Genomic DNA, 20,779 nt, shown 5'->3' on the forward strand with positions numbered 1-20,779 from the left:
CTCGTTACATCAAGCGTTGATAAAGGTCGCGGTAGGACTGCGCCGCAACGTGCCAGCCAAAGTCCATGGACATCGCCTGACGTTGTACGTAACGCCACAGGGATGGACGGGACCACAAGACGAAAGCACGCCGGATCGCCCGAAGTAGCGACCAGGCATTACTGTCCTCGAAAACAAACCCGCTGGCGATACCATCCGCCAGGTTTTCCAGGGAGCTGTCAGACACCGTATCCGCCAGCCCGCCCGTGCGGCGTACCAGCGGCAGCGTGCCGTATTTCAGACCATAGAGCTGCGTCAGGCCGCAGGGCTCGAAACGGCTCGGCACCAGAATCACGTCCGCGCCGCCCATGATGCGGTGCGAGAACGCTTCGTGATAGCCAATCTGCACGCCCACCTGCCCCGGATGTTCCGCCGCGGCCGCGAGGAAACCTTCCTGCAATACCGGGTCGCCCGCGCCGAGCAGCGCAAGCTGCCCACCCTGCTCCAGTAATCCCGGCAGCGCTTCCAGCACCAGATCCAGCCCTTTCTGGCTGGTCAGGCGGCTGACCACCGCAAACAGCGGTACCTTGTCGTTGACCTTCAGCCCCATCGCAATCTGTAGCTGACGCTTGTTCTCCGCTTTGTCCTCCACGGAGTCGCGACCATAGCGCGCTGCCAGCAGGAGGTCCGTTTCCGGATTCCAGATCTGTTCATCCACGCCGTTCAGAATGCCCGACAGACGACCTTCACGGTGGCGCTGTTGCAGTAGCCCTTCCATACCGTAACCGAACTCCGGCTGGGTAATTTCCCGCGCGTAGGTTGGGCTGACCGCCGTGATGTGGTCGGCGTAGTACAGACCGGCCTTCAGGAACGAAATCTGTCCGTTAAACTCCAGTCCGTGCATGTTAAAGAACGACCATGGCAGATCGATGTCATTCATATGATGCGCGTAATACATGCCCTGATACGCCAGGTTGTGCACCGTAAACACCGATTTCGCCGGGTGTCCTTTCGCCGCCAGATACGCAGGAGCCAGCCCCGCATGCCAGTCGTGCGCGTGCACCACGTTCGGACGCCAGAACGGATCCAGCCCGACGGCCATCTCCGCCCCCACCCAGCCGAGCAGGGCAAAGCGCAGCACGTTATCGGTATAGGCGTACAGGTTGGTATCGTGATACGGGCTGCCGGGTCGGTCGTATAAATGCGGCGCATCAATCAGGTAAATCCCTACGCCATTGTAATGTCCAAACAGCAGGGTGATACGTCCCGCGAAGGTCTCGCGGCGGGTAACAACCTTCGCATCGGGAATACCACGCCGGATATCCGGAAAAGCGGGTAACAACACGCGGGTATCCACCCCTCCGGCAATTTGCGCCGCCGGTAATGCACCAAGAACATCCGCCAGTCCGCCCGTTTTTAACAACGGGAACATCTCAGAACATACGTGTAAAACCTGCATCATCGCTCCTGTTTGATTTGCAGCTTCCGCAACATTTCCCGTGTTACTAACACGATCCCCTCTTCCGATCGGTAGAAACGACGTGCATCTTCTTCCGCGTTTTCCCCAATCACCATCCCTTCGGGAATGACGCAGGCACGGTCGATAACGCAGCGACGCAGACGACATGAGCGCCCTACCCAGACATCCGGCAGCAGGACTGCCGAATCGATATTACAGAATGAGTTTATACGCACGCGCGGGAACAGCACGGACTGCACCACCACCGAACCGGAGATAATGCACCCGCCAGAGACCAGCGAGTTCAGCGTCATACCGTGGCTGCCGGAGCGATCCTGGACGAACTTCGCCGGCGGCAGCGATTCCATATGGGTGCGAATCGGCCAGTTCTGGTCGTACATATCCAGTTCAGGCGTCACAGATGCCAAATCGAGGTTGGCTTTCCAGTACGCTTCCAGCGTGCCGACGTCGCGCCAGTAAGGTTCCGCATTCGGATCGGACTGCACGCAGGACAACGGGAAAGGATGTGCATACGCCATGCCAGCTTTGGTAATTTTCGGGATGATGTCTTTACCGAAGTCGTGGCTGGAGTTTTCGTCTTTGTCGTCTTCTTCCAGCAGCTCATAAAGATAATCGGCATCAAAGACATAGATCCCCATGCTGGCGAGCGATTTGGTGTCGTCTCCCGGCATGGTTGGCGGATTCGCCGGTTTTTCGACAAAGTCGATAATCTTGTCATCGCCATCTACATGCATCACGCCAAACGCGGTTGCTTCTGCAACAGGCACCGGCAGACACGCCACGGTGCAGCGCGCACCTTTTTCGACGTGGTCGATCAGCATGTGGGAGTAATCTTGCTTGTAGATGTGGTCCCCGGCGAGGATAACGATGTATTCCGCGTTGTAGCGGCGAATGATGTCGAGGTTCTGGGTCACGGCATCCGCCGTGCCGCGATACCAGTTCTCCCCGTGAACGCGCTGCTGCGCCGGGAGCAGATCGACAAACTCGTTCATCTCTTCGCTGAAGAATGACCAGCCGCGCTGAATGTGCTGCACCAGCGTGTGCGACTGATACTGGGTAATGACGCCAATACGGCGAATGCCTGAGTTCAGGCAGTTGGAGAGTGCAAAATCGATAATACGGAACTTACCACCAAAGTGAACGGCCGGTTTGGCGCGCTTGATGGTCAAATCTTTCAGACGGGTACCACGCCCGCCCGCGAGGATCAGGGCAACTGTTTTTAATGGTAGCTGGCGCGCCAACATTAACGGATCGTTCTTCTCTAATCTAACCATGACTAACTCCTTTTTTATCATCTTTGGAATACGCACACTCCGTGCGCAGGCCCGTGCCAGACAGCCATAACAACCGGATTATCCGCTCCGGCAAAGGGAGGAATGGCTCGCCATTCCCCGTCAGGTAAAACAATCTCTGCGACGTCATCCGTCGCGTTCAGCGTCACCAGCCACGCATCCGAAAGCAGGATTTGCAGACAGGGTATGCCGTGTTGCCACTCTTGCGCGCTTAACGGTTGCGCGTCTTTATTCAGCCAGCGAACGTTGCCGTCGCCCTCTTCCCACCAGCAGTCGGCGGTGAGCGCGGGGATGTGCTGGCGAAGATGGATCAGCGCCGCGGTGAAATGGGTCAACCCGCTGTTCGCTTCTTCCCAGTTGAGCCAGGTCAGGGTGTTGTCCTGGCAATAGGCGTTGTTGTTGCCGTGCTGGCTGTGACCGTGCTCATCGCCCGCCAGCAGCATCGGCGTGCCCTGCGACAACAAAAGCGTCGTCAGCAGCGCATGAACGCTGGCGCGTCGCCGCTCGATCACATCCAGACTTCCGCCTAACCCTTCTATACCATGGTTAAAGCTATGGTTGTTGTTAGTCCCATCGCGATTCTCTTCGCCGTTTGCCTCATTGTGTTTCTGATTGAAACAAACGCAGTCGCGCAGCGTAAAACCGTCGTGCGCCGTCACCAGATTAATGGTGGCCGACGGACGTTTGCCGTCACGCTTAAAGAGATCGCTGGAGCCGGCAAAGCGACCGGCAAACTCCCCCAGCGACAGATCGCGCGTCAGCCAGAAGCGGCGGACGGCATCGCGGAAGTGGTCGTTCCACTCGGCAAACAGCGGCGGGAAGTTCCCCACCTGATAGCCGCCCTCGCCGATGTCCCAGGGCTCCGCAATCAGCTTCACCTTTGAAAGCACCGGACAGTTTTTGATGGCCTCAAACAGCGGCGCCTGCTGGCTGAACGCCGGGGTGCGCCCCATTACCGGCGCCAGGTCGAAACGAAAACCGTCCACGTGGAACGTCTCAACCCAGTATTTCAGGCACGCGTACGCGTAATGCGTAACGGCCGGATGACTGAGGTTGAGGGTGTTACCGCACCCGGTCCAGTTCTCGTTATCGCCGTCGTCCCTGATCCAATAATAGCTACGGTTATCGATTCCGCGCTGTGAGAGCGTCGGGCCATCAAGATCGCTTTCTGCACTGTGGTTCAACACCACGTCCAGAATGACCTCGATACCCGCCGCGTGAAGCGCCTTCACCGCATCGCGAAACTCATCCCGCGCCTTCTCCGGATGCACCGCGTAGCGCGGGTCGAGGGCAAACATCGCCAGCGGGTTGTAGCCCCAGTAGTTGCTTAACCCAAGACGCTGCAGCCGCGGCTCGCTGGCAAAATGCGCCACGGGCAACAGCTCCAGGGCGGTGATCCCTAAGTGCTTCAGGTACGCGACCATCGTCGGATGCCCAAGCGCTTTGTAGGTACCGCGCATCTCTTTGGGGATTGACGGATGCAGATACGTCAGCCCTTTGACGTGGGCTTCATAAATAACGGTGTTGCCCCACGGCGTGCGCGGCGGGGCATCGTCTTCCCAATCGTAGAGATCGTGTACCACCACGCTTTTGGGCGCGACGGGTGCGCTGTCGCGGTGGTCTGGTTCGCCGTAGCCAACGTGGAACAGCGGGTCGTCTTTAAACTCGCCGTCCACGCGGTGCGCACATGGGTCAATCAGCAGCTTCGCCGGGTTAAACCAGTGCCCCTGAGAGGGCTCCCAGGGGCCGTGTACGCGAAAACCGTAGTGCATCCCCGGCCGTCCTCCGGGCAGGTAGCCATGCCAGGTATCCCCCGTGCGCGCCGGTAAATCGTAACGGTGTTCGTTACCTTCCCCGTCAAACACACAGAGTTCCACCCGCTCAGCATGGGCAGAAAAGAGCGTGAAGTTCACCCCCTTTCCGTCAAAACTCGCCCCGAGCGGTTCGGGTTTACCTGCCGAGAGCTGCGTCATTCTCCCTCCCGCACCAGCCAGATTGTGCTCAGCGGCGGCAGCGTCAGGCCAAGGGAGTTCGGACGACCGTGGCTTTCGATGGCGTCGCTCTGTACCAGCCCGCCGTTACCGGCGTTGCTGCCGTGGTAGTGCATGGAGTCGGTGTTAAGGATTTCGCGCCATTTGCCCGGCTGGTTTATGCCGAAGCGGTAGTGTTCGCGCGGTATCGGCGTGAAGTTGCTGGCGACGATGATCTCGTTACCGGCTTTATCACGTCGTACAAAGACAAACACCGAGCGCTCGTGGTCGTCCACCACAAGCCACTCAAAGCCGTACGGATCGAAGTCCAGCTCGTGCAGCGCTTTATGGTGGCGATAGGTCAGGTTCAGGTCGCGAACCAGACGCTGCACGCCGTGGTGCCAGTTGTCCGCGCCTTCCAGCAGATGCCAGTCAAGGCTGGTGTCGTGGTTCCATTCGCGCCCTTGCGCAAATTCGTTGCCCATAAACAGCAGCTTTTTGCCCGGGAAGGCGAACATCCAGCCGTAATAGGCGCGCAGGTTGGCAAACTTCTGCCACGCGTCCCCCGGCATGCGGTCGAGAACGGATTTCTTGCCGTGTACCACTTCATCGTGCGACAGCGGCAGCATGAAGTTTTCGGTGTAGTTGTAGAGCAGCCCGAAGGTGAGCTTATCGTGGTGATACTGACGATAAACCGGGTCAAGCTTCATGTAGTCGAGCGTGTCGTGCATCCAGCCGAGGTTCCACTTGTACCAGAAGCCCAGGCCGCCCATTGCCGGTGGACGGGAAACGCCCGGGAAGTCGGTTGACTCTTCCGCCATGGTCACGGCGCCTTCCACCTGCTCGCCGATAATGCGGTTGGTGTTGCGCAGAAACTCAATCGCTTCGAGGTTTTCACGCCCGCCATACTCGTTTGGGATCCACTCACCCTCTTTGCGGCTGTAGTCGCGGTAGATCATCGACGCCACCGCATCGACGCGCAGGGCATCAATGCCGAAACGTTCGATCCAGTACAGCGCGTTCCCGACCAGGTAGTTTGACACTTCACGGCGACCGTAGTTGTAGATCAGCGTGTTCCAGTCCTGGTGATAGCCTTCGCGCGGATCGCTGTGCTCGTACAGCTTCGTACCGTCAAACTCTGCCAGCGCAAAATCATCCGACGGGAAGTGGCCCGGCACCCAGTCGAGGATCACGTTCAGTCCGGCGGCGTGCGCGGCATCAATGAAATAGCGGAAGTCATCGCGCGTGCCGAAGCGGCGCGTAGGCGCATATAGCCCGGTCGGCTGATAGCCCCAGCTACCGTCGAACGGGTGTTCGTTGATTGGCAGCAGCTCCAGATGGGTAAAGCCCATCCATTTGGCGTACGGCACCAGCTGGTCCGCCAGCTCGCGATAGCTCAGCCAGAAGTTGTTATCGGTGTGGCGACGCCAGGAGCCGAGATGCACTTCATAGACGGAGATCGGCGCATCAAAGCGGTTGGCCTGCTTGCGCTCCTCGCTCTGGACAACCTTCTCCGGCAGGCCGCAAATCAGCGAGGCGGTATTCGGGCGCAGTTCGGCCTCAAAGGCGTACGGGTCGGATTTAATACGCAGCTTGCCGTTGGCATCGATCATCTCGAATTTGTAGAGCTGACCGTTGTGCGCGCCGGGGATAAACAGCTCCCAGATACCGGTTTCCCGGCGCAGGCGCATGGGGTGACGACGACCGTCCCAGTAGTTGAACTGCCCGACGACGGAGACGCGCTGGGCGTTTGGCGCCCATACGGCAAAGCGAGTGCCGGTGATACCGTCCATGGTATCCGCATGGGCACCCAGCGTTTCGTAGGGGCGTAAATGGGTCCCTTCGGACAGCAGCCAGGCGTCCATCTCTTTTAAGAGCGGGCCGAAGCTATAGGGATCATCAATCAGGTTTTGCTGACCGTGCCAGATAACGGCAAGCTGATAACGAAAAGGATTTTTACGGCGGGGCATGACGCCCGAGAAGAAGCCACGCGAGTCGAGGCATTCCAGATTACCCACCTTGCGGCCGGTTTTGGGTTCGATAACCCACACTTCTGTTGCATCCGGTAACAGCGCCCGAACTTCCAGTCCGGCCTCTGTACGGTGCATCCCTAGCACAGAAAAGGGGTCGGCAAAGTGACCCGCAATAAGCGCATTAATCACGTCTCTCGAAATACGATCGGACATGGTATTCATCCTGTTTTTTTATGTCGCCCTTTTTACGCGCTCCGGGACGACTTTTAATGTGACCTAAACGGTGCAGTTAATCCTCTCTGCTCCGCCCTACCCTCAGGTGAGAAATAAATCTTCCTTAAAGCATAGCCAACGTCGTGGGCCCTCCTGATAAAAAATAAGACATCTGCGTTTTACTCCATGTAGTACGCAAAAAAAGGGGGTGACATTCACCCCCGGTGTTTAACAAATTATTACGCCAGCTGGCGCAGCATGCGGCGCAGCGGCTCGGCGGCACCCCAAAGAAGCTGGTCGCCAACGGTGAACGCGGAGAGGTACTCCGGTCCCATGTTCAGCTTGCGCAGGCGGCCAACCGGAGTGGTCAGCGTGCCGGTAACGGCTGCCGGGGTCAGTTCGCGCATGGTGATATCGCGATCGTTTGGCACCACTTTCGCCCACGGGTTGTGCGCGGCCAGCAGCTCTTCCACGGTCGGAATAGACACATCTTTTTTCAGTTTAATGGTGAAAGCCTGGCTGTGGCAGCGCAGCGCGCCGATACGCACGCACAGACCGTCAACCGGAATGGTGTTCGCGGTGGCGAGGATTTTGTTGGTCTCAGCCTGGCCCTTCCACTCTTCGCGGGTCTGGCCGTTATCCAGCTGTTTGTCGATCCACGGGATCAGACCGCCGGCCAGCGGTACGCCAAAGTTATCCACCGGCAATTCGCCACTGCGGGTGAGCTGAGTGACTTTACGCTCGATATCGAGGATCGCGGACGCCGGGTTTGCCAGCTCGGTCGCGACGCTCTGGTGCAGCTGGCCCATCTGGGTCAGCAGCTCGCGCATATGACGCGCGCCGCCGCCGGACGCCGCCTGGTAGGTCGCTACGGAGACCCACTCCACCAGATCCTGTGCGAACAGGCCGCCGAGGGACATCAGCATCAGGCTGACGGTGCAGTTACCGCCAACAAACGTTTTCACGCCGTTGTTCAGGCCGTCGGTAATGACATCCTGGTTAACCGGGTCGAGAATGATGATGGCATCGTCTTTCATACGCAGCGAAGAGGCCGCGTCAATCCAGTAGCCCTGCCAGCCGCTTTCACGCAGCTTCGGATAAATTTCGTTGGTATAATCGCCGCCCTGGCAGGTCACAATAATGTCGAGTGCCTTCAGCGCTTCCAGATCGTAAGCATCCTGCAACGTGCCTGTGGTACCACCAAAGGACGGTGCAGCCTGGCCGAGCTGGGAAGTGGAGAAGAAGACCGGGCGGATGGCGTCGAAATCGCGCTCTTCAACCATGCGTTGCATGAGTACAGAGCCGACCATACCGCGCCAGCCGATAAAACCAACGTTTTTCATAGCATTTTTTTCCTGCAAGGGGTGTGTGCTGATTGTGCAAGCCAGTATTGAACTGGGATATGCTTCACATTACAAAATGCTGCCAAAGTCGCAAGCGAAATTAATCGATGATTGCCCGGCAATCAGAAAAAGTGCTAATCATCGCAATGACCACAATAAGTATCAGGGATAATTTAAGATGAGTGAAATCATTTCCGCAGCGGTTTTATTGATCCTGATTATGGATCCGCTCGGTAATCTGCCGATCTTCATGTCGGTGCTGAAGCACACCGAGCCGAAGCGCCGTCGGGCGATCATGATCCGCGAGCTGCTCATCGCCCTGCTGGTGATGTTTATCTTCCTGTTCGCCGGTGAAAAAATCCTCGCTTTCCTGAACTTACGCGCCGAAACGGTCTCCATTTCCGGCGGGATCATTTTGTTCCTGATTGCCATAAAGATGATTTTCCCGAGCGCGGAAGGCAGCAGCAGCGGCCTGCCTGCGGGTGAAGAACCGTTTATCGTGCCGCTGGCGATTCCGCTGGTCGCCGGGCCAACGATTCTGGCCACGCTGATGCTGCTGTCGCATCAGTACCCGAATCAGATGAGCCACCTGGTCATTGCCCTGCTGATCGCCTGGGGCGGGACATTTATTATTCTGCTGCAGTCGTCGCTGTTCCTGCGCCTGCTGGGCGAGAAAGGGGTGAACGCCCTCGAGCGCCTGATGGGGCTGATTCTGGTGATGATGGCGACGCAGATGTTCCTGGATGGGATCCGGGCATGGATGAAAGGGTGAAGATGTAAAAAAGCCGGGTGGCGCTTACGCTTACCCGGCCTACGGGACCTGATTTTTTTGTAGGTCGGGTAAGGCGAAGCCGCCACCCGACAAAATACGGTCTCGTTAGCTCAGCAGCGTAAACGCAATCATCCCGACAACCGCACCCGTCGTGCCGAGGATGGTTTCCATCAGCGTCCAGGTTTTCAGGGTTTGCGCTTCGGTTGCGCCGGTAAATTTACCGAACAGCCAGAAGCCTGCGTCGTTCACGTGAGAAACCACAATCGAACCGCCCGCGATACAGATAGAGAGCGCCGCCATCTGCGCGCCGGAGTAGTTCAGCTGTTCAATCACCGGCATCACCAGCCCCACCGCGGTTAAGCACGCCACGGTCGCGGAGCCCTGAATGATACGCACCGCCGCGGCCAGCACGAAGCAGGTGACCGCAATCGGCAGGCCCATTCCGGTCAGCGCTTCGCCCAGCGCCGGACCCACACCGGAATCCACCAGCACCTGCTTGAACACGCCGCCCGCCCCGATCACCAGCAGAATAATACCCGCCGGTTGTAGCGCGGCACCGCATATCTCCATCACGCGATCTTTTGGCATGCCCTGACGCATCGCCAGGCCGTAAATCGCGACCAGACACGCCACCAGAATCGCAGTGAACGGATGACCAATAAATTCGAACCATTCGTAAGCGGTTGACCCCACCGGCACAAAGCATGCAGCGATGGTTTTCAGGCCCACCAGCACCAGCGGCAGCAGGATCAGCGACAGACTGAAGCCGAAGGACGGCATTTTACCCTCGCCCAGGTGCGGCTCGGTGATGTCGTCCGGAATGTGCAGCTCAACGTAACGGCTGACGAAGTTGCCCCACAGCGGACCGGCGATAATCATCCCCGGGATCGCCGCACACAGGCCAATCAGGATCATCCAGCCAAAGTCAGCATGCATCTGGGAGGCTAGCAGCATCGGCGCAGGCCCCGGCAACAGAAACGCCGCCGCCGCCGCCACGCCCGCAAACAGCGGAATGACCAGCTTCACGAGGTTAGTACCAGTATGGCGCGCCATGGAGAACGCCACGCTAATCAGCAGCACCACCGCCACTTCAAAGAACAGCGGCAATGCACAAATCAGCCCTGCCAGACCAATCGCGTAGTGCGCACGGCTGTGCCCGAAGGATTTCAGCATCTTGACCGCAATCTGATCGACCGCGCCCGTCTCGTGCAAAATCTTGCCAAACATCGCGCCCAGTGCCACCACAATGGCCAGGAAGCCGAGCGTGCCGCCCATCCCTTTTTCCATCGTCGCCGCGATTTTGTCGAGCGGCATGCCGGAAAAGAGACCAGCACCAATAGAAACCACCATCAAAGCAACGAAGGCGTGCATACGTGCCTTCATCACTAAAAACAGCAGCAGCAATACGGAACCCACTGCTGTCAAAACTAGCGTTAATGTACTCAAAACTTACTGCCTTTTATTAATAACCTCGATGGTGCTGGCAACAACACCTTCCAGCGGCTGATCGATATCAACCACTAAGACATCCTGTTCGTCAGCCCCCGGCTCCTGCAACGCTTCGAACTGCGTTACCAGCATCTGGGTTTTGAAGAAGTGGCCTTTACGCGCCTTCAGGCGACTTTCAATCACCTCGAAATCGCCTTTCAGGTAGATGAAAGAGAGGTTCGGGTTGCCATCGCGCAGCAGGTCGCGATAGGTTTTTTTCAGCGCGGAACAGACTATCAGGGAGACTTTATTGGTGCGCTGCATCGCGAACGCGGCATCATTCAGCGCCTGCAACCAGGGTTTGCGGTCGTCGTCATTCAGCGGCTCGCCGGAAGCCATTTTCATGATGTTGCTGCGCGGATGGAGGAAGTCACCATCAAGAAACGCAGCCTGGAGTTGATGCGCCACTTCGCTCGCCACGGCAGATTTACCGCTACCGGACACGCCCATCAGGACGTAAACGTGGTGATCGTGATTAGTCGTGCTCAAAGGGTGTCCCTCAGTCAATTGTTACGGGTAACAGTTATCGGTAACATTGTCCTGCCGGGGCATAAGAGAAGCAATATCCAAACGTGCGTGAAGTGAATAAGTGTGAGCTACTTCAAATTTGTCGGATTAAATAGATCCACCCGGTGACAAGGTGAAACCTAAATCTAACATTTTAGGGGTAACTGCCTCACCACGAATGCGCGCCAGCAGGCGTTCTGCACCAATGCGGCCCATGCGTTCACGCGGGGTCAGGACGCTTGCCAGACGCGGCTCCATCACCTGGCCAATGTCGTGGCCGTGGAAGCCGGCAATCGCCATATCATCCGGGATTTTTAAACCCAGACGCTGACACTCAAACGCGGCGCCGACCGCAAGGTCATCGTTGGTACAGAAAATACCGTCCAGTTGCGGATACTCGCGTCGCGCCTGACGCATCAGCTCAATACCCGACGTATAAGAGGAAGATTGCTCCACCATCACGCTGTACGGGGTTAAACCGGCGTCGAGCATCGCCTGCTCGTATCCCTTCTGTTTGATGATAGTACGTTCATCCAGACGCGCACCCAGATAGGCCACATGGCGATGACCGCGGGCGATGATCGCCGCCGTCATCTGACGCGCCGCTTCAAAGTTATCGAACCCCACGGCGATGTCGAGGCACGGCGACTGGCTGTCCATCAGCTCCACCACCGGAATGCCTGCCACTTCAATCATTTTCAGCGTGCGCGGGGTGTGAGTACGTTCCGTTAAAATCAGACCGTCAATGTTCCAGGAAAGCATCGATTCAAGACGTTCCTCTTCCAGTTCCGGCTTGTACCCATAGTGGGCGAGCATGGTCTGATAACCAAAGGCATCGGTCACGCTTTCGATGCCACGCAGCACTTCAGCGAAAACCTGGTTGGTTAAGGAAGGAAGCAGGACGCCCACCGCACGGCTGGTCGCATTGGAGAGAATATCGGGCGCGCGGTTGGGGATATAACCCAGTTCATCAAGGGCGGCGGCAATCTTGCCACGCAACGCCACGGAAACCTGCTCCGGGTTACGTAAAAAACGGCTGACCGTCATTTTGGTCACACCGACGCGATCGGCGACATCCTGAAGTACGGGGCGTTTCTTTTTCATCGTCCTGAGAAATCTTGAAGTGAGAGATTTGCTCAGTTTATCACGGACAAAGCTCAACCTTCCCCGTTTAAAGGGAAGGTTGAGAAATTATTTAGACCGGCGGCAGATCAAACAGCAGAATTTCACTTTCGCTGTCGGCATGCACGGAGAGCGCCTGCTCATCCCAGACTGCCAGGCCATCGGCGGTGGTGGCTTTGGTGCCGTTGATGGACACCTCGCCTTTCACCACCTGGATCCACACGCGGCGGTTGGCGGCGATCTGGTGCACAGACTGTTCATCTTTCGCCAGCGCCCAGCGGTACAGCTCCATATCCTGATGCACTTTCAGGGAACCTTCACGCGCATCCGGGGAGAGCACCAGCTGTTTACCCTGTTTCGCATCGAAGCGGCGCTGTTCGTAGCGTGGCGTGATGCCGGTCTCTTCTGGAATGATCCAGATTTGATACAGGTGCAGTTTTTCCGTTTTGCTCGGGTTGTACTCAGAGTGACGCACCCCGGTCCCCGCGCTCATAATCTGGAACTCGCCCGCCGGAACCTGCTCTTTATTGCCCATGCTGTCCTGGTGCTCAACCGCCCCTTCCAGCACATAGGTCAGGATTTCCATGTCCTTGTGCGGGTGGGTACCGAAGCCCTGGCCTGCATCAATCACGTCGTCGTTAATGACGCGCAGCGCGGAGAAGCCCATGAAGTTCGGGTCGTAGTAGTCGGCAAACGAGAATGAATGCCATGAGTCCAGCCAGCCATGATTCGCGTGACCACGTTCGTTTGCTTTGCGTAAGTAGATCATTGTTTTCACCCTCAGTTCGTTTCGATGGAGTAAGTGTGGACGCAAACGCTCAGGGATCATAGAGGGTGAAAATTGACTCCTCTGTTCAAAAATTTAGAACAAGCGCAAAGGAGCCATTTTTGCTTATCTGGCGAGGGTTACCGTGGCAGGGGAAGCCTGTTCGAAGGCCCGTTCAAGGATTTCCAGGTTCGTCAGAACGTCAGATTCCTTGACGTAATTCGGCGTGCCGCTGGAGAGGGTTTCATACAGCGCATCGTAGACGCGTCCATAATCGCCCGTTTCCGGCTTCAGCTCTTCCCTGACCGTCAGGCCCTCGTCGTTCACGTACTCCAGCACGCCCACGGAATCATCTGCCGCAAAGCCCGGTTCGCCCGGCATGATGTTGGCCTTCAGGCTGGTCTCCTGCTGGTCGATGCCGTACTTGATAAAGGAGCCTTTCTTGCCGTGAACGATAAATTTCGGGTAGTCGATTTTCGCCAGATGACTGGTTTTGACGATGGCTTTCAGGTCGCCGTAGAACAGCTGTGCTTCGAAGGTATCGTCCGGATTGGCCTTATTGCGCAGGCTGCGGATGTCGTACGCCACGTGGTCCGGGCGGCCAAACAGGGAGATGATCTGGTCCATGGTGTGTACGCCCAGACCGTAGAACGACCCGTCCTGCGGCAGGCCGGGTTTGGTTTCCGCCACCGGGCGGTAGTAATCGAAGTGACTTTCGATTTCCACAATATCGCCAAGCTTGCCGCTTTCGATCGCCTTTTTCGCCGTCAGGAAGCAGCTGTCAAAGCGACGGTTCTGGTAGGGCGTGACGGTCAGCCCTTTGCTTTTCGCCAGCGCAAAGAGTTCCTTCGCTTCGGCGATGGTCGGGGTGAACGGTTTTTCCACCAGCACGTTTTTACCTGCTTCCAGCGCGCGTTTTGCGTAGTCAAAGTGGCTGTCGGCGTGGGTACAGACCACCACCAGCTTCACCTGCGGATCATTTAACACTTCATCAAGATCGCTGGTGAAATGAATATGGGAATACTGCGGAGACTGCTCTTCCGGCTTCGCGCGGCGGCGATAGATATGGGCCACGTGCCAGGTCTCTTTTCGGTTAAGAACATACGGAAGGTGGTAACGCGTGGTGCTTTTGCCAAATCCAATAAATGCACAATGTAGTGTCATGGCTCAGTCCTTTTGGAAGGTTACTGAGTCTAACCATAACAAAAAAAAAGCCAGCGAGAAGCTGGCTAAAGTAATACTGGAAGCAATGTGAGCAATGTCGTGCTTTCAGGTTCCCGTAGGAGGTCTTCCTGAATGCAGAGCAATAATAATCATTCTCATTCGCACTTGTCCAACACTTTTTGCAAAAAATAGCGATTGACTCAACTTTTAAAGTCACTGATGTTGGAAGGGACTTTTAACTGACTGAGGAACAAGGAATGAGTGAGATAGTGATACGCCACGCTGAACCGAAAGATTACGACGCCATTCGTCAGATCCACGCCCAGCCGGAGGTGTACCACAACACGCTACAGGTTCCTCATCCCTCAGAGCAGATGTGGCATGACCGGCTAACCGATCAGCCCGGTATCAAGCAGTTGGTCGCCTGTATTGATGATACCGTCGCCGGGCATCTGTGCATTGCCGTAGCCCAGCGTCCGCGCCGCAGCCACGTTGCCGATTTTGGAATTTGTGTGGGTGCGCAGTGGCAAAACCGGGGCGTCGCCAGCGCGCTGATACGCACCATGATTGATATGTGCGACAACTGGCTGCGCGTCGACCGCATCGAGTTAACGGTGTTTGTCGATAACGCACCGGCAATCGCGGTGTACAAAAAGCACGGGTTTGAGATTGAAGGCACCGGCAGGCGCTACGCCCTGCGCAACGGCGAGTACGTGGACGCGTATTATATGGCGCGTATGAAGTAACCCCTCACCCCGACCCTCTCCCCGAAGGGGCGAGGGAGAAAAGACCGCACCGTGCAATCCCCTCTCCCCTATGGGGAGAGGGTTAGGGTGAGGGGAGCCCTCAATACCCCGCCGTTAAATCATCCACCGACCGTGGGTCCGACGCGCCAAACAGGGCACCGTCCGGCCCGACCATAATGCTCTGGGTGCTGCCCATCGCCTCCTTCACCGCCACCTTCTGCCCGCGCTGCTCAAGCAGCTTGAGGGTATCCGGGCTAAAGCCCTTCTCCACGCGCAACTCGTCCGGCAGCCACTGGTGATGGAAACGCGGCGCATTGGTCGCTTCGGCGACGTTCATCCCAAAGTCGATGCTGTTCACTATCATTTGCAACACGGTGGTGATAATCCGGCTCCCGCCCGGGCTGCCGGTCACCAGCCAGGTTTTGCCGTCTTTCACCACGATGGTGGGCGACATGGACGACAGCGGGCGCTTCTTCGGCCCGACCGCATTTGCATCGCCGCCGACCAGCCCGTAGACGTTCGGCACGCCCGGCTTGGCCGAGAAGTCATCCATCTCGTTGTTCAGCAAAATACCGCTGTTGCCCGCCACAATCCCGGTGCCGAAGGTGGTGTTGAGCGTGTATGTCACCGCCACCGCGTTTCCGTCTTTGTCCACGACCGAGAAGTGGGTGGTCTGGTTACTTTCATACGGCGCCAGCTTGCCCGGGCGGATCTCGCTGGACGGTTTAGCCTTGTTGATGTCGATCTCATCGGCAATCGATTTGGCATAGGCTTTGTTGGTCAGCGCTTGCCACGGCACCTTCACGAAATCCGGATCGCCAAGGTATTCCGAGCGGTCCGCGTAGGCGCGCTTTTCCGCCTCCGCCATCACCTGCATGGCATCGGCACTACCGAAGCCGAACTTGTGCATATCGAAGTTTTCCAGAATATTGAGGATCTGCACAATGTGAATGCCCCCGGAGGACGGCGGCGGCATAGAGAAGACCTCGTAGCCGCGATAGGTGCCGCTAATCGGCTCGCGCTCCACCGCCTTATATCCCGCCAGATCCGCTTTGGTGATCAGCCCGCCGTTCTTCTGCATCTCATCGGCAATCTGATCGGCAATCGGCCCCTTATAGAAGGCGTCCGGACCGTTTTCGGCAATCAGTTCGAGACTTTTTGCGAGGTTCTTCTGCACCAGCTTATCGCCCTTCTTCAGCGGCTCGCCGTCTTTCCAGAAGATAGCCTTGCTGTTTTCATGATTGGGAATAACTTCGCTGCCGTAGGTTTTGAGGTCGTCCGCCAGCGCGTCGTTGACGACGAAGCCGTCGCGCGCCAGCCTGATGGCAGGCTGCACCACTTTATTCAGCGGCAGCGTGCCGTATTTTTCCAGCGCCAGCGAGAACCCCGCAACAGTGCCCGGCGTGCCGGAGGCAAGGTGCGAGGTCAGGGATTTTTTACTGTCCGGATTGCCCTGATCGTCGAGGAACATATCGCGGGAGGCCTGATTCGGCGCCATCTCACGGAAGTCGATGGCCGTAGTTTTACCGTCTTTCGTGCGCAGCATCATAAACCCGCCGCCGCCCAGGTTCCCCGCCTGTGGATGCGTCACCGCCAGCGCGTACCCGACCGCGACCGCCGCATCCACCGCGTTACCGCCCTGTTTAAGAATATCGACGCCCACCTGAGTTGCCAGCGCGTCAACCGAGGCCACCATGCCATGCGTCGCCCGCACGGGATGAAAAACATCCTCCTCCACGCCGTAAGAGACCGGAGGAGCGGCGGGCGGGTTGGCCACTACGGTAAATGTGCCGCCTGCCATCAGCGCAGCGATGGCGACCCAGCGCAAAAAGGTTGGTTTCATCATTATTGTTCTCCAGGTGAAGGGGCCTATATTCCCCGCTTAAGCCTGGTTCACAACTCTTAAAAAATCATCGTTATGTCGGAATCAGGATAAACTTAAGAGAAGCCTCAAAGGAGGAGATAACCATGAAACGATTACCGATCCTGATCGCGCTGCTTCCGTTCGCCGCGCTCGCACAGCCGATAAACACGCTGAACAACCCAAACCAGCAGGGCTATGTCATTCCGAGCCAGCAGCGTATGCAGACGGAGATGATGAGCCAGCAACAGCAGCAGAAAGGGATGCTTAATCAGCAGTTAAAGACGCAGACCCAGGTGCAGCAGCAGCACCTGCAAAACCAGATGAACGCTAATACCCAGCGCGTGCAGCAGGGCCAGATGCGCGAGCAGCCGCTGTCAAACTCAAACGGTGGGATGTTAGGGGGCGGGGTGTCGCAAAGCAGCGGTCAGCAGCATATGCTGCCGACCCAGCAGAACGGCAGTATGCTTAATAAATAAAGTTCGGCCCGATCTGGTCAATCGCATCGGTACAGATGCTGTCCACGCCCCAGCGCAGCAGCTCGGCTGCACGCTGGGGTTTGTTGACGGTGTAGACCAGGATATGCAGACCGGCCTCTTTCAACAGCATCACGCGCGCTTCATCCAGCAGCTTATGGTTGAGGTGGATCGACACGCAACCTAAGCGGGCAGTCAGCGCGCGCCAGTCTTCTCGCCACTCATCCAGCAGCAGCCCGCGCGGCAGCTCTGGTACGGCCGCCTGTGCCGCTTCCAGCGCGTCGATGTCAAACGACGACAGCAGCGGTACCGTCATCCCTTCCCACAGCTCACGCGCGGCCAGCGCGATGACTTTGCCCGTCAGCGGCCCGGTGCCGGTGGTCGGTTTGATTTCGATGTTGGCCATCATGCCGTGCTGGCGGCAGCGGTCCGCCACTTCCGCCAGCAGCGGCAATGGCTCGCCTTTGAATTCCCCGCTGAACCAGCTTCCGGCGTCCACCTTCAGCAGATCGCGCCACGGCAGTTCGCCCGCCACGCCCCAGCCGTTGCTGGTGCGTTCAAGGTTGTCGTCATGCAGCAGGAAAATTTCGCCGTCCTTCGACAGCTTGGCATCGAACTCGATCATCGTGTGGCCGTAGCGCGCGCCAGCGTCAATTGCCGCCAGGGTGTTTTCCGGCGCCAGTTTACCGCCGCCACGGTGGGCGACAATGTGGGGGTAAGGCCAGTTGCTCATACTCGTTGTCCTGTTTCACCGTCAAATAAGTGCAGGTGATTTTCCGGCATATGCAGCCACAGCGTGCTGCCTGCCTTCGGGCGCTCCTGATGCGGCAGGCGCACCACCAGCTTTTGTTCGCCCCAGCGTCCGTGCGCCAGGTTGTCTGCGCCCAGCATCTCCAGCGTGTCCATCACCAGCGGCACGCCGCCGTCCGCCTGAGACGTCAAACCAATATGCTCCGGGCGGATACCGAGCGTCATCTTACGCCCGGCGTAGCCACGATAGTACCAGTTGATCGGCAACGCCATCCCGCTTTCCAGCTCAAAATGGGTTCCTGCAGCATTGATCCGCCCGTCCAGCAGGTTCATCGCCGGGCTGCCGATAAAGCTCGCCACAAAACGGCTGGCCGGTTTTTCGTAGACTTCCACCGGGGTGCCAATCTGCTCGGCGATGCCTTTGTTCATCACCATCACGCGCTGGGCGAGAGTCATGGCCTCTACCTGATCGTGGGTCACGTAGAGGGACGTGGTTTTCAGGCGGCGATGCAGCTGCTGTAGCTCAAGGCGCATCTGCACGCGCAGCTTGGCGTCGAGGTTTGACAGCGGTTCGTCGAACAGAAAGACCGCCGGGTCGCGCACGATGGCGCGCCCCATCGCCACGCGCTGACGCTGGCCGCCGGAAAGCTCACGCGGGCGACGCTTGAGCAGGCCGTCAAGCTCCAGAATGCGCGCGGCTTCTTTCACGCGCTCCTCGATATGGCCTTTGCCCATGCCGCGAATTTTCAGCCCCCAGGCCATGTTCTCTTCCACGCTCATGTGCGGATAGAGGGCGTAGTTCTGGAACACCATCGCGATGCCGCGATCTTTGGGTTCCATCTCGGTAACGCGCTGGCGGTCAATCCAGATATCCCCGGACGTCACGCGTTCCAGCCCCGCCACCATGCGCAGCAGCGTCGATTTCCCACAGCCGGACGGGCCGACCATGACGATAAATTCCCCGTCCGCCACGTCGAGCGTCAGCGGCTGAATGACCTGGGTTTTGCCGTCCCAGCTTTTGGTTACTGCCTGTAATTTTAAACCTGCCATCTTATTTCTCACTGTCCACCAAACCACGCACAAACGCACGCTGCATGGCTAAAACGATAACGACCGGGGGGATAAGGGTGAGCAGCATCGCCGCCATCACCTGGTTCCAGAGGGTGGTGCCTTCGCCGGTGGCGATCATGCCTTTGATGCCTGCCACGGCGGTGCCGAGGTTGACGTCCTGAACGATCAGCAGCGGCCACAGGTACTGGTTCCAGCCGTAGATAAAGGTGATCACAAACAGCGCCGCAAGGTTGGTTTTCGACAGCGGCAGCACGATGTCGCGGAAGAAGCGCATCGGCGAGGCCCCGTCGATGCGCGCGGCTTCAATCAACTCATCCGGCAGGGTCATAAAGAACTGGCGGAACAGGAAGGTGGCGGTCGCCGAGGCCATCAGCGGCAGGGTTAAGCCCGCGTAGCTGTCGAGCATCTTCAGGTTGGCGATCACCTCCACCGTCGGGAAGATACGCACCTCTACCGGCAGCATCAGAGTGATAAAAATCATCCAGAAAAACAGGTTACGCAGCGGAAAGCGGAACCAGACGATGGCAAACGCCGAGAGCATCGACACCGTGATTTTGCCGACGGTGATGCCGAACGCCATGATGAAGCTGTTGAGCATCATCAGCCAGAACGGCGCGCTGTTGGCCCCCACGCCCTGGGTCCAGATAGTTTTCATGTTCTCGAAAAGATGCCCGCCGGGGACGAGCGTCATCGGCGTGTCGAACACCGCTTTGGTGTCCAGCGTGGCGGCGACGAAGGCCACGTACAGTGGGAACAGGATGACGAGGATGCCCAGGATCAGCAGGGTATGGCTGAAAATCGTCAGCCCGCGACGGTTCTCAATCATTGGTAGCGCACCTTACTTTCGACATAGCGGAACTGCACCACCGTGAGGATGATGACGAGGAACATCAGCACCACGGACTGGGCGGCAGAGGCAGAGAGATCAAGCCCGGCAAAGCCTTCGCGGTAAATTTTATAAATCAGCGTGGTCGTCGCCTGTACCGGACCGCCCGCAGTGGCGGCGTCGATCACCGGGAAGGTGTCGAAGAAGGCGTACACCAGGTTTACCACCAGCAGGAAGAAACTCACCGGGGCGATCAGCGGCAGCGACAGTTTGAAGAAGCGACGAACGGGCCCTGCGCCGTCAATCGCGGCGGCCTCCACCAGCGAACGCGGGATAGACTGTAGCGCGGCGAAGAAAAACAGGAAGTTGTAGCTGATCTGCTTCCACACCGAGGCGAACACCACCAGGAACATGGCCTGACCGCTGTTCTGGGCGTGGTTCCAGTCATAGCCAAACTCGCCCAGGAAGTGGGTAATCAGCCCGCGCCCCGGGTTAAACAGGAAGATCCACAGCACGGCGGCCACGGCGGGAGCCACAGCGTAAGGCAGCAGCATCAGGGTCTGATACAGACGGCTGCCGCGCACTACGTAATCCACCAGCGCGGCGAAGAACAGCGACGCGACAAGACCGCTGACGGTGACCAGCGCGCTGAATTTGATCGTCGTCCAGAAGGAGTCCAGGTAGTAGCTGTCATGGAACAGCGCGGTAAAGTTGTCCAGCCCGACAAACTGGCTGGAAAGCCCGAACGGATCGACGCTTTGTACCGAGTACCACAGCGCTTCGCCCGCAGGCCAGATAAAGAAGATAACGGTGATGACCAGCTGCGGCGCAACCAGCAGGTACGGCAGCCAGCGGGAACGGAACACCGGACGGGATGATGACATAGGTTAGCTCAAGTAGGTTTTCGCCCCTCACCCCGGCCCTCTCCCCATAGGGGCGAGGGAGAAAAGACGGCTCCGTGCAGTCCCCTCTCCCCTATG

Annotated in this window: 18 protein-coding genes; 3 read left to right on the forward strand and 15 right to left on the reverse strand. The window is 57.9% G+C overall.

What is annotated here, in order from left to right:
- Positions 1-4: 4 nt before the first annotated feature.
- The 5 genes from glgA to asd all read right to left on the reverse strand — a co-directional run bounded on the left by glgA (position 5) and on the right by asd (position 8,250).
- On the reverse strand, positions 5-1,438 hold the full coding sequence (gene glgA, locus L350_RS02355) for a glycogen synthase GlgA (RefSeq protein ID WP_022649646.1): 1,434 nt from the start codon (positions 1,436-1,438) through the stop codon (positions 5-7).
- Positions 1,438-2,733, reverse strand: coding sequence for a glucose-1-phosphate adenylyltransferase (gene glgC / locus L350_RS02350; protein ID WP_003861582.1), 1,296 nt, complete (start codon positions 2,731-2,733; stop codon positions 1,438-1,440). Before glgC ends, glgA begins: the two co-directional genes overlap by 1 nt.
- A 17-nt stretch (positions 2,734-2,750) precedes the next feature.
- Entirely contained in the window at positions 2,751-4,724 is a 1,974-nt protein-coding gene (glgX, locus tag L350_RS02345) for a glycogen debranching protein GlgX (RefSeq protein ID WP_032626821.1), read from the reverse strand.
- Positions 4,721-6,907, reverse strand: coding sequence for a 1,4-alpha-glucan branching enzyme (gene glgB / locus L350_RS02340; protein WP_023298793.1), 2,187 nt, complete (start codon positions 6,905-6,907; stop codon positions 4,721-4,723). Before glgB ends, glgX begins: the two co-directional genes overlap by 4 nt.
- A gap of 239 nt (positions 6,908-7,146) precedes the next feature.
- Positions 7,147-8,250 (reverse strand): aspartate-semialdehyde dehydrogenase, encoded by a 1,104-nt coding sequence (gene asd, locus L350_RS02335; RefSeq protein ID WP_022649649.1) that lies wholly within the window; start codon positions 8,248-8,250, stop codon positions 7,147-7,149.
- A gap of 178 nt (positions 8,251-8,428) precedes the next feature.
- Between asd and yhgN the strand changes: the two genes are divergently transcribed.
- On the forward strand, positions 8,429-9,022 hold the full coding sequence (gene yhgN / locus L350_RS02330) for an NAAT family transporter YhgN (RefSeq protein ID WP_003861574.1): 594 nt from the start codon (positions 8,429-8,431) through the stop codon (positions 9,020-9,022).
- Between the two features lie 105 nt (positions 9,023-9,127).
- Here the strand turns inward: yhgN and gntU are convergent, their stop codons facing one another.
- The 5 genes from gntU to L350_RS02305 all read right to left on the reverse strand — a co-directional run bounded on the left by gntU (position 9,128) and on the right by L350_RS02305 (position 14,069).
- A complete protein-coding gene (gene gntU, locus L350_RS02325) occupies positions 9,128-10,468 on the reverse strand; it encodes a gluconate transporter (protein WP_032626823.1) in 1,341 nt (446 codons plus the stop codon).
- Positions 10,469-10,471: 3 nt separating this feature from the next.
- Positions 10,472-10,999 carry a gluconokinase gene (gene gntK / locus L350_RS02320; protein ID WP_032626825.1) on the reverse strand — a complete coding sequence of 176 codons (528 nt, stop codon included), beginning with the start codon at positions 10,997-10,999 and terminating at the stop codon, positions 10,472-10,474.
- Positions 11,000-11,125: 126 nt separating this feature from the next.
- On the reverse strand, positions 11,126-12,121 hold the full coding sequence (gene gntR, locus L350_RS02315) for a gluconate operon transcriptional repressor GntR (protein WP_003861567.1): 996 nt from the start codon (positions 12,119-12,121) through the stop codon (positions 11,126-11,128).
- A 91-nt stretch (positions 12,122-12,212) separates the two neighbouring features.
- Entirely contained in the window at positions 12,213-12,908 is a 696-nt protein-coding gene (locus L350_RS02310) for a pirin family protein (protein WP_003861565.1), read from the reverse strand.
- Positions 12,909-13,031: 123 nt separating this feature from the next.
- Positions 13,032-14,069 (reverse strand): oxidoreductase, encoded by a 1,038-nt coding sequence (locus tag L350_RS02305; protein ID WP_032626827.1) that lies wholly within the window; start codon positions 14,067-14,069, stop codon positions 13,032-13,034.
- A gap of 257 nt (positions 14,070-14,326) precedes the next feature.
- On the opposite strand from L350_RS02305, the gene yhhY reads away from it, so the two are divergent.
- A complete protein-coding gene (gene yhhY, locus L350_RS02300) occupies positions 14,327-14,815 on the forward strand; it encodes an N-acetyltransferase (RefSeq protein WP_023298796.1) in 489 nt (162 codons plus the stop codon).
- Positions 14,816-14,915: 100 nt separating this feature from the next.
- On the opposite strand, the gene ggt is transcribed toward yhhY, so the two are convergent.
- Positions 14,916-16,661: a gamma-glutamyltransferase gene (gene ggt / locus L350_RS02295; protein ID WP_186004939.1), complete on the reverse strand. Its 1,746-nt coding sequence runs from the start codon at positions 16,659-16,661 to the stop codon at positions 14,916-14,918.
- Between the two features lie 122 nt (positions 16,662-16,783).
- Here ggt and L350_RS02290 point away from each other — a divergent pair, with 122 nt between their 5' ends.
- A complete protein-coding gene (locus L350_RS02290; RefSeq protein WP_023298798.1) occupies positions 16,784-17,155 on the forward strand; it encodes a DUF2756 family protein in 372 nt (123 codons plus the stop codon).
- Here the strand turns inward: L350_RS02290 and ugpQ are convergent.
- From ugpQ to ugpA, 4 genes are read right to left on the reverse strand one after another with little or no spacing between them, the layout of a single operon-like run.
- Positions 17,145-17,885: a glycerophosphodiester phosphodiesterase gene (ugpQ, locus tag L350_RS02285; RefSeq protein WP_022649655.1), complete on the reverse strand. Its 741-nt coding sequence runs from the start codon at positions 17,883-17,885 to the stop codon at positions 17,145-17,147. The two genes, L350_RS02290 and ugpQ, sit on opposite strands and share 11 nt — an antisense overlap.
- The gene (locus L350_RS02280) at positions 17,882-18,952 is read right to left on the reverse strand and encodes a sn-glycerol-3-phosphate import ATP-binding protein UgpC (protein WP_022649656.1); all 1,071 of its coding nucleotides are present in this window, start codon (positions 18,950-18,952) and stop codon (positions 17,882-17,884) included. Before L350_RS02280 ends, ugpQ begins: the two co-directional genes overlap by 4 nt.
- 1 nt (position 18,953) lies before the next feature.
- Positions 18,954-19,799, reverse strand: a complete 846-nt coding sequence (ugpE, locus tag L350_RS02275) for a sn-glycerol-3-phosphate ABC transporter permease UgpE (RefSeq protein ID WP_023298800.1) — start codon at positions 19,797-19,799, stop codon at positions 18,954-18,956.
- The gene (gene ugpA / locus L350_RS02270) at positions 19,796-20,683 is read right to left on the reverse strand and encodes a sn-glycerol-3-phosphate ABC transporter permease UgpA (protein ID WP_022649658.1); all 888 of its coding nucleotides are present in this window, start codon (positions 20,681-20,683) and stop codon (positions 19,796-19,798) included. The genes ugpE and ugpA overlap by 4 nt, the downstream gene beginning before the upstream one ends.
- Between the last annotated feature and the right edge of the window lie 96 nt (positions 20,684-20,779).

Source organism: Enterobacter sp. MGH 4, from assembly GCF_000534735.1.
Classification (GTDB): domain Bacteria; phylum Pseudomonadota; class Gammaproteobacteria; order Enterobacterales; family Enterobacteriaceae; genus Enterobacter; species Enterobacter intestinihominis.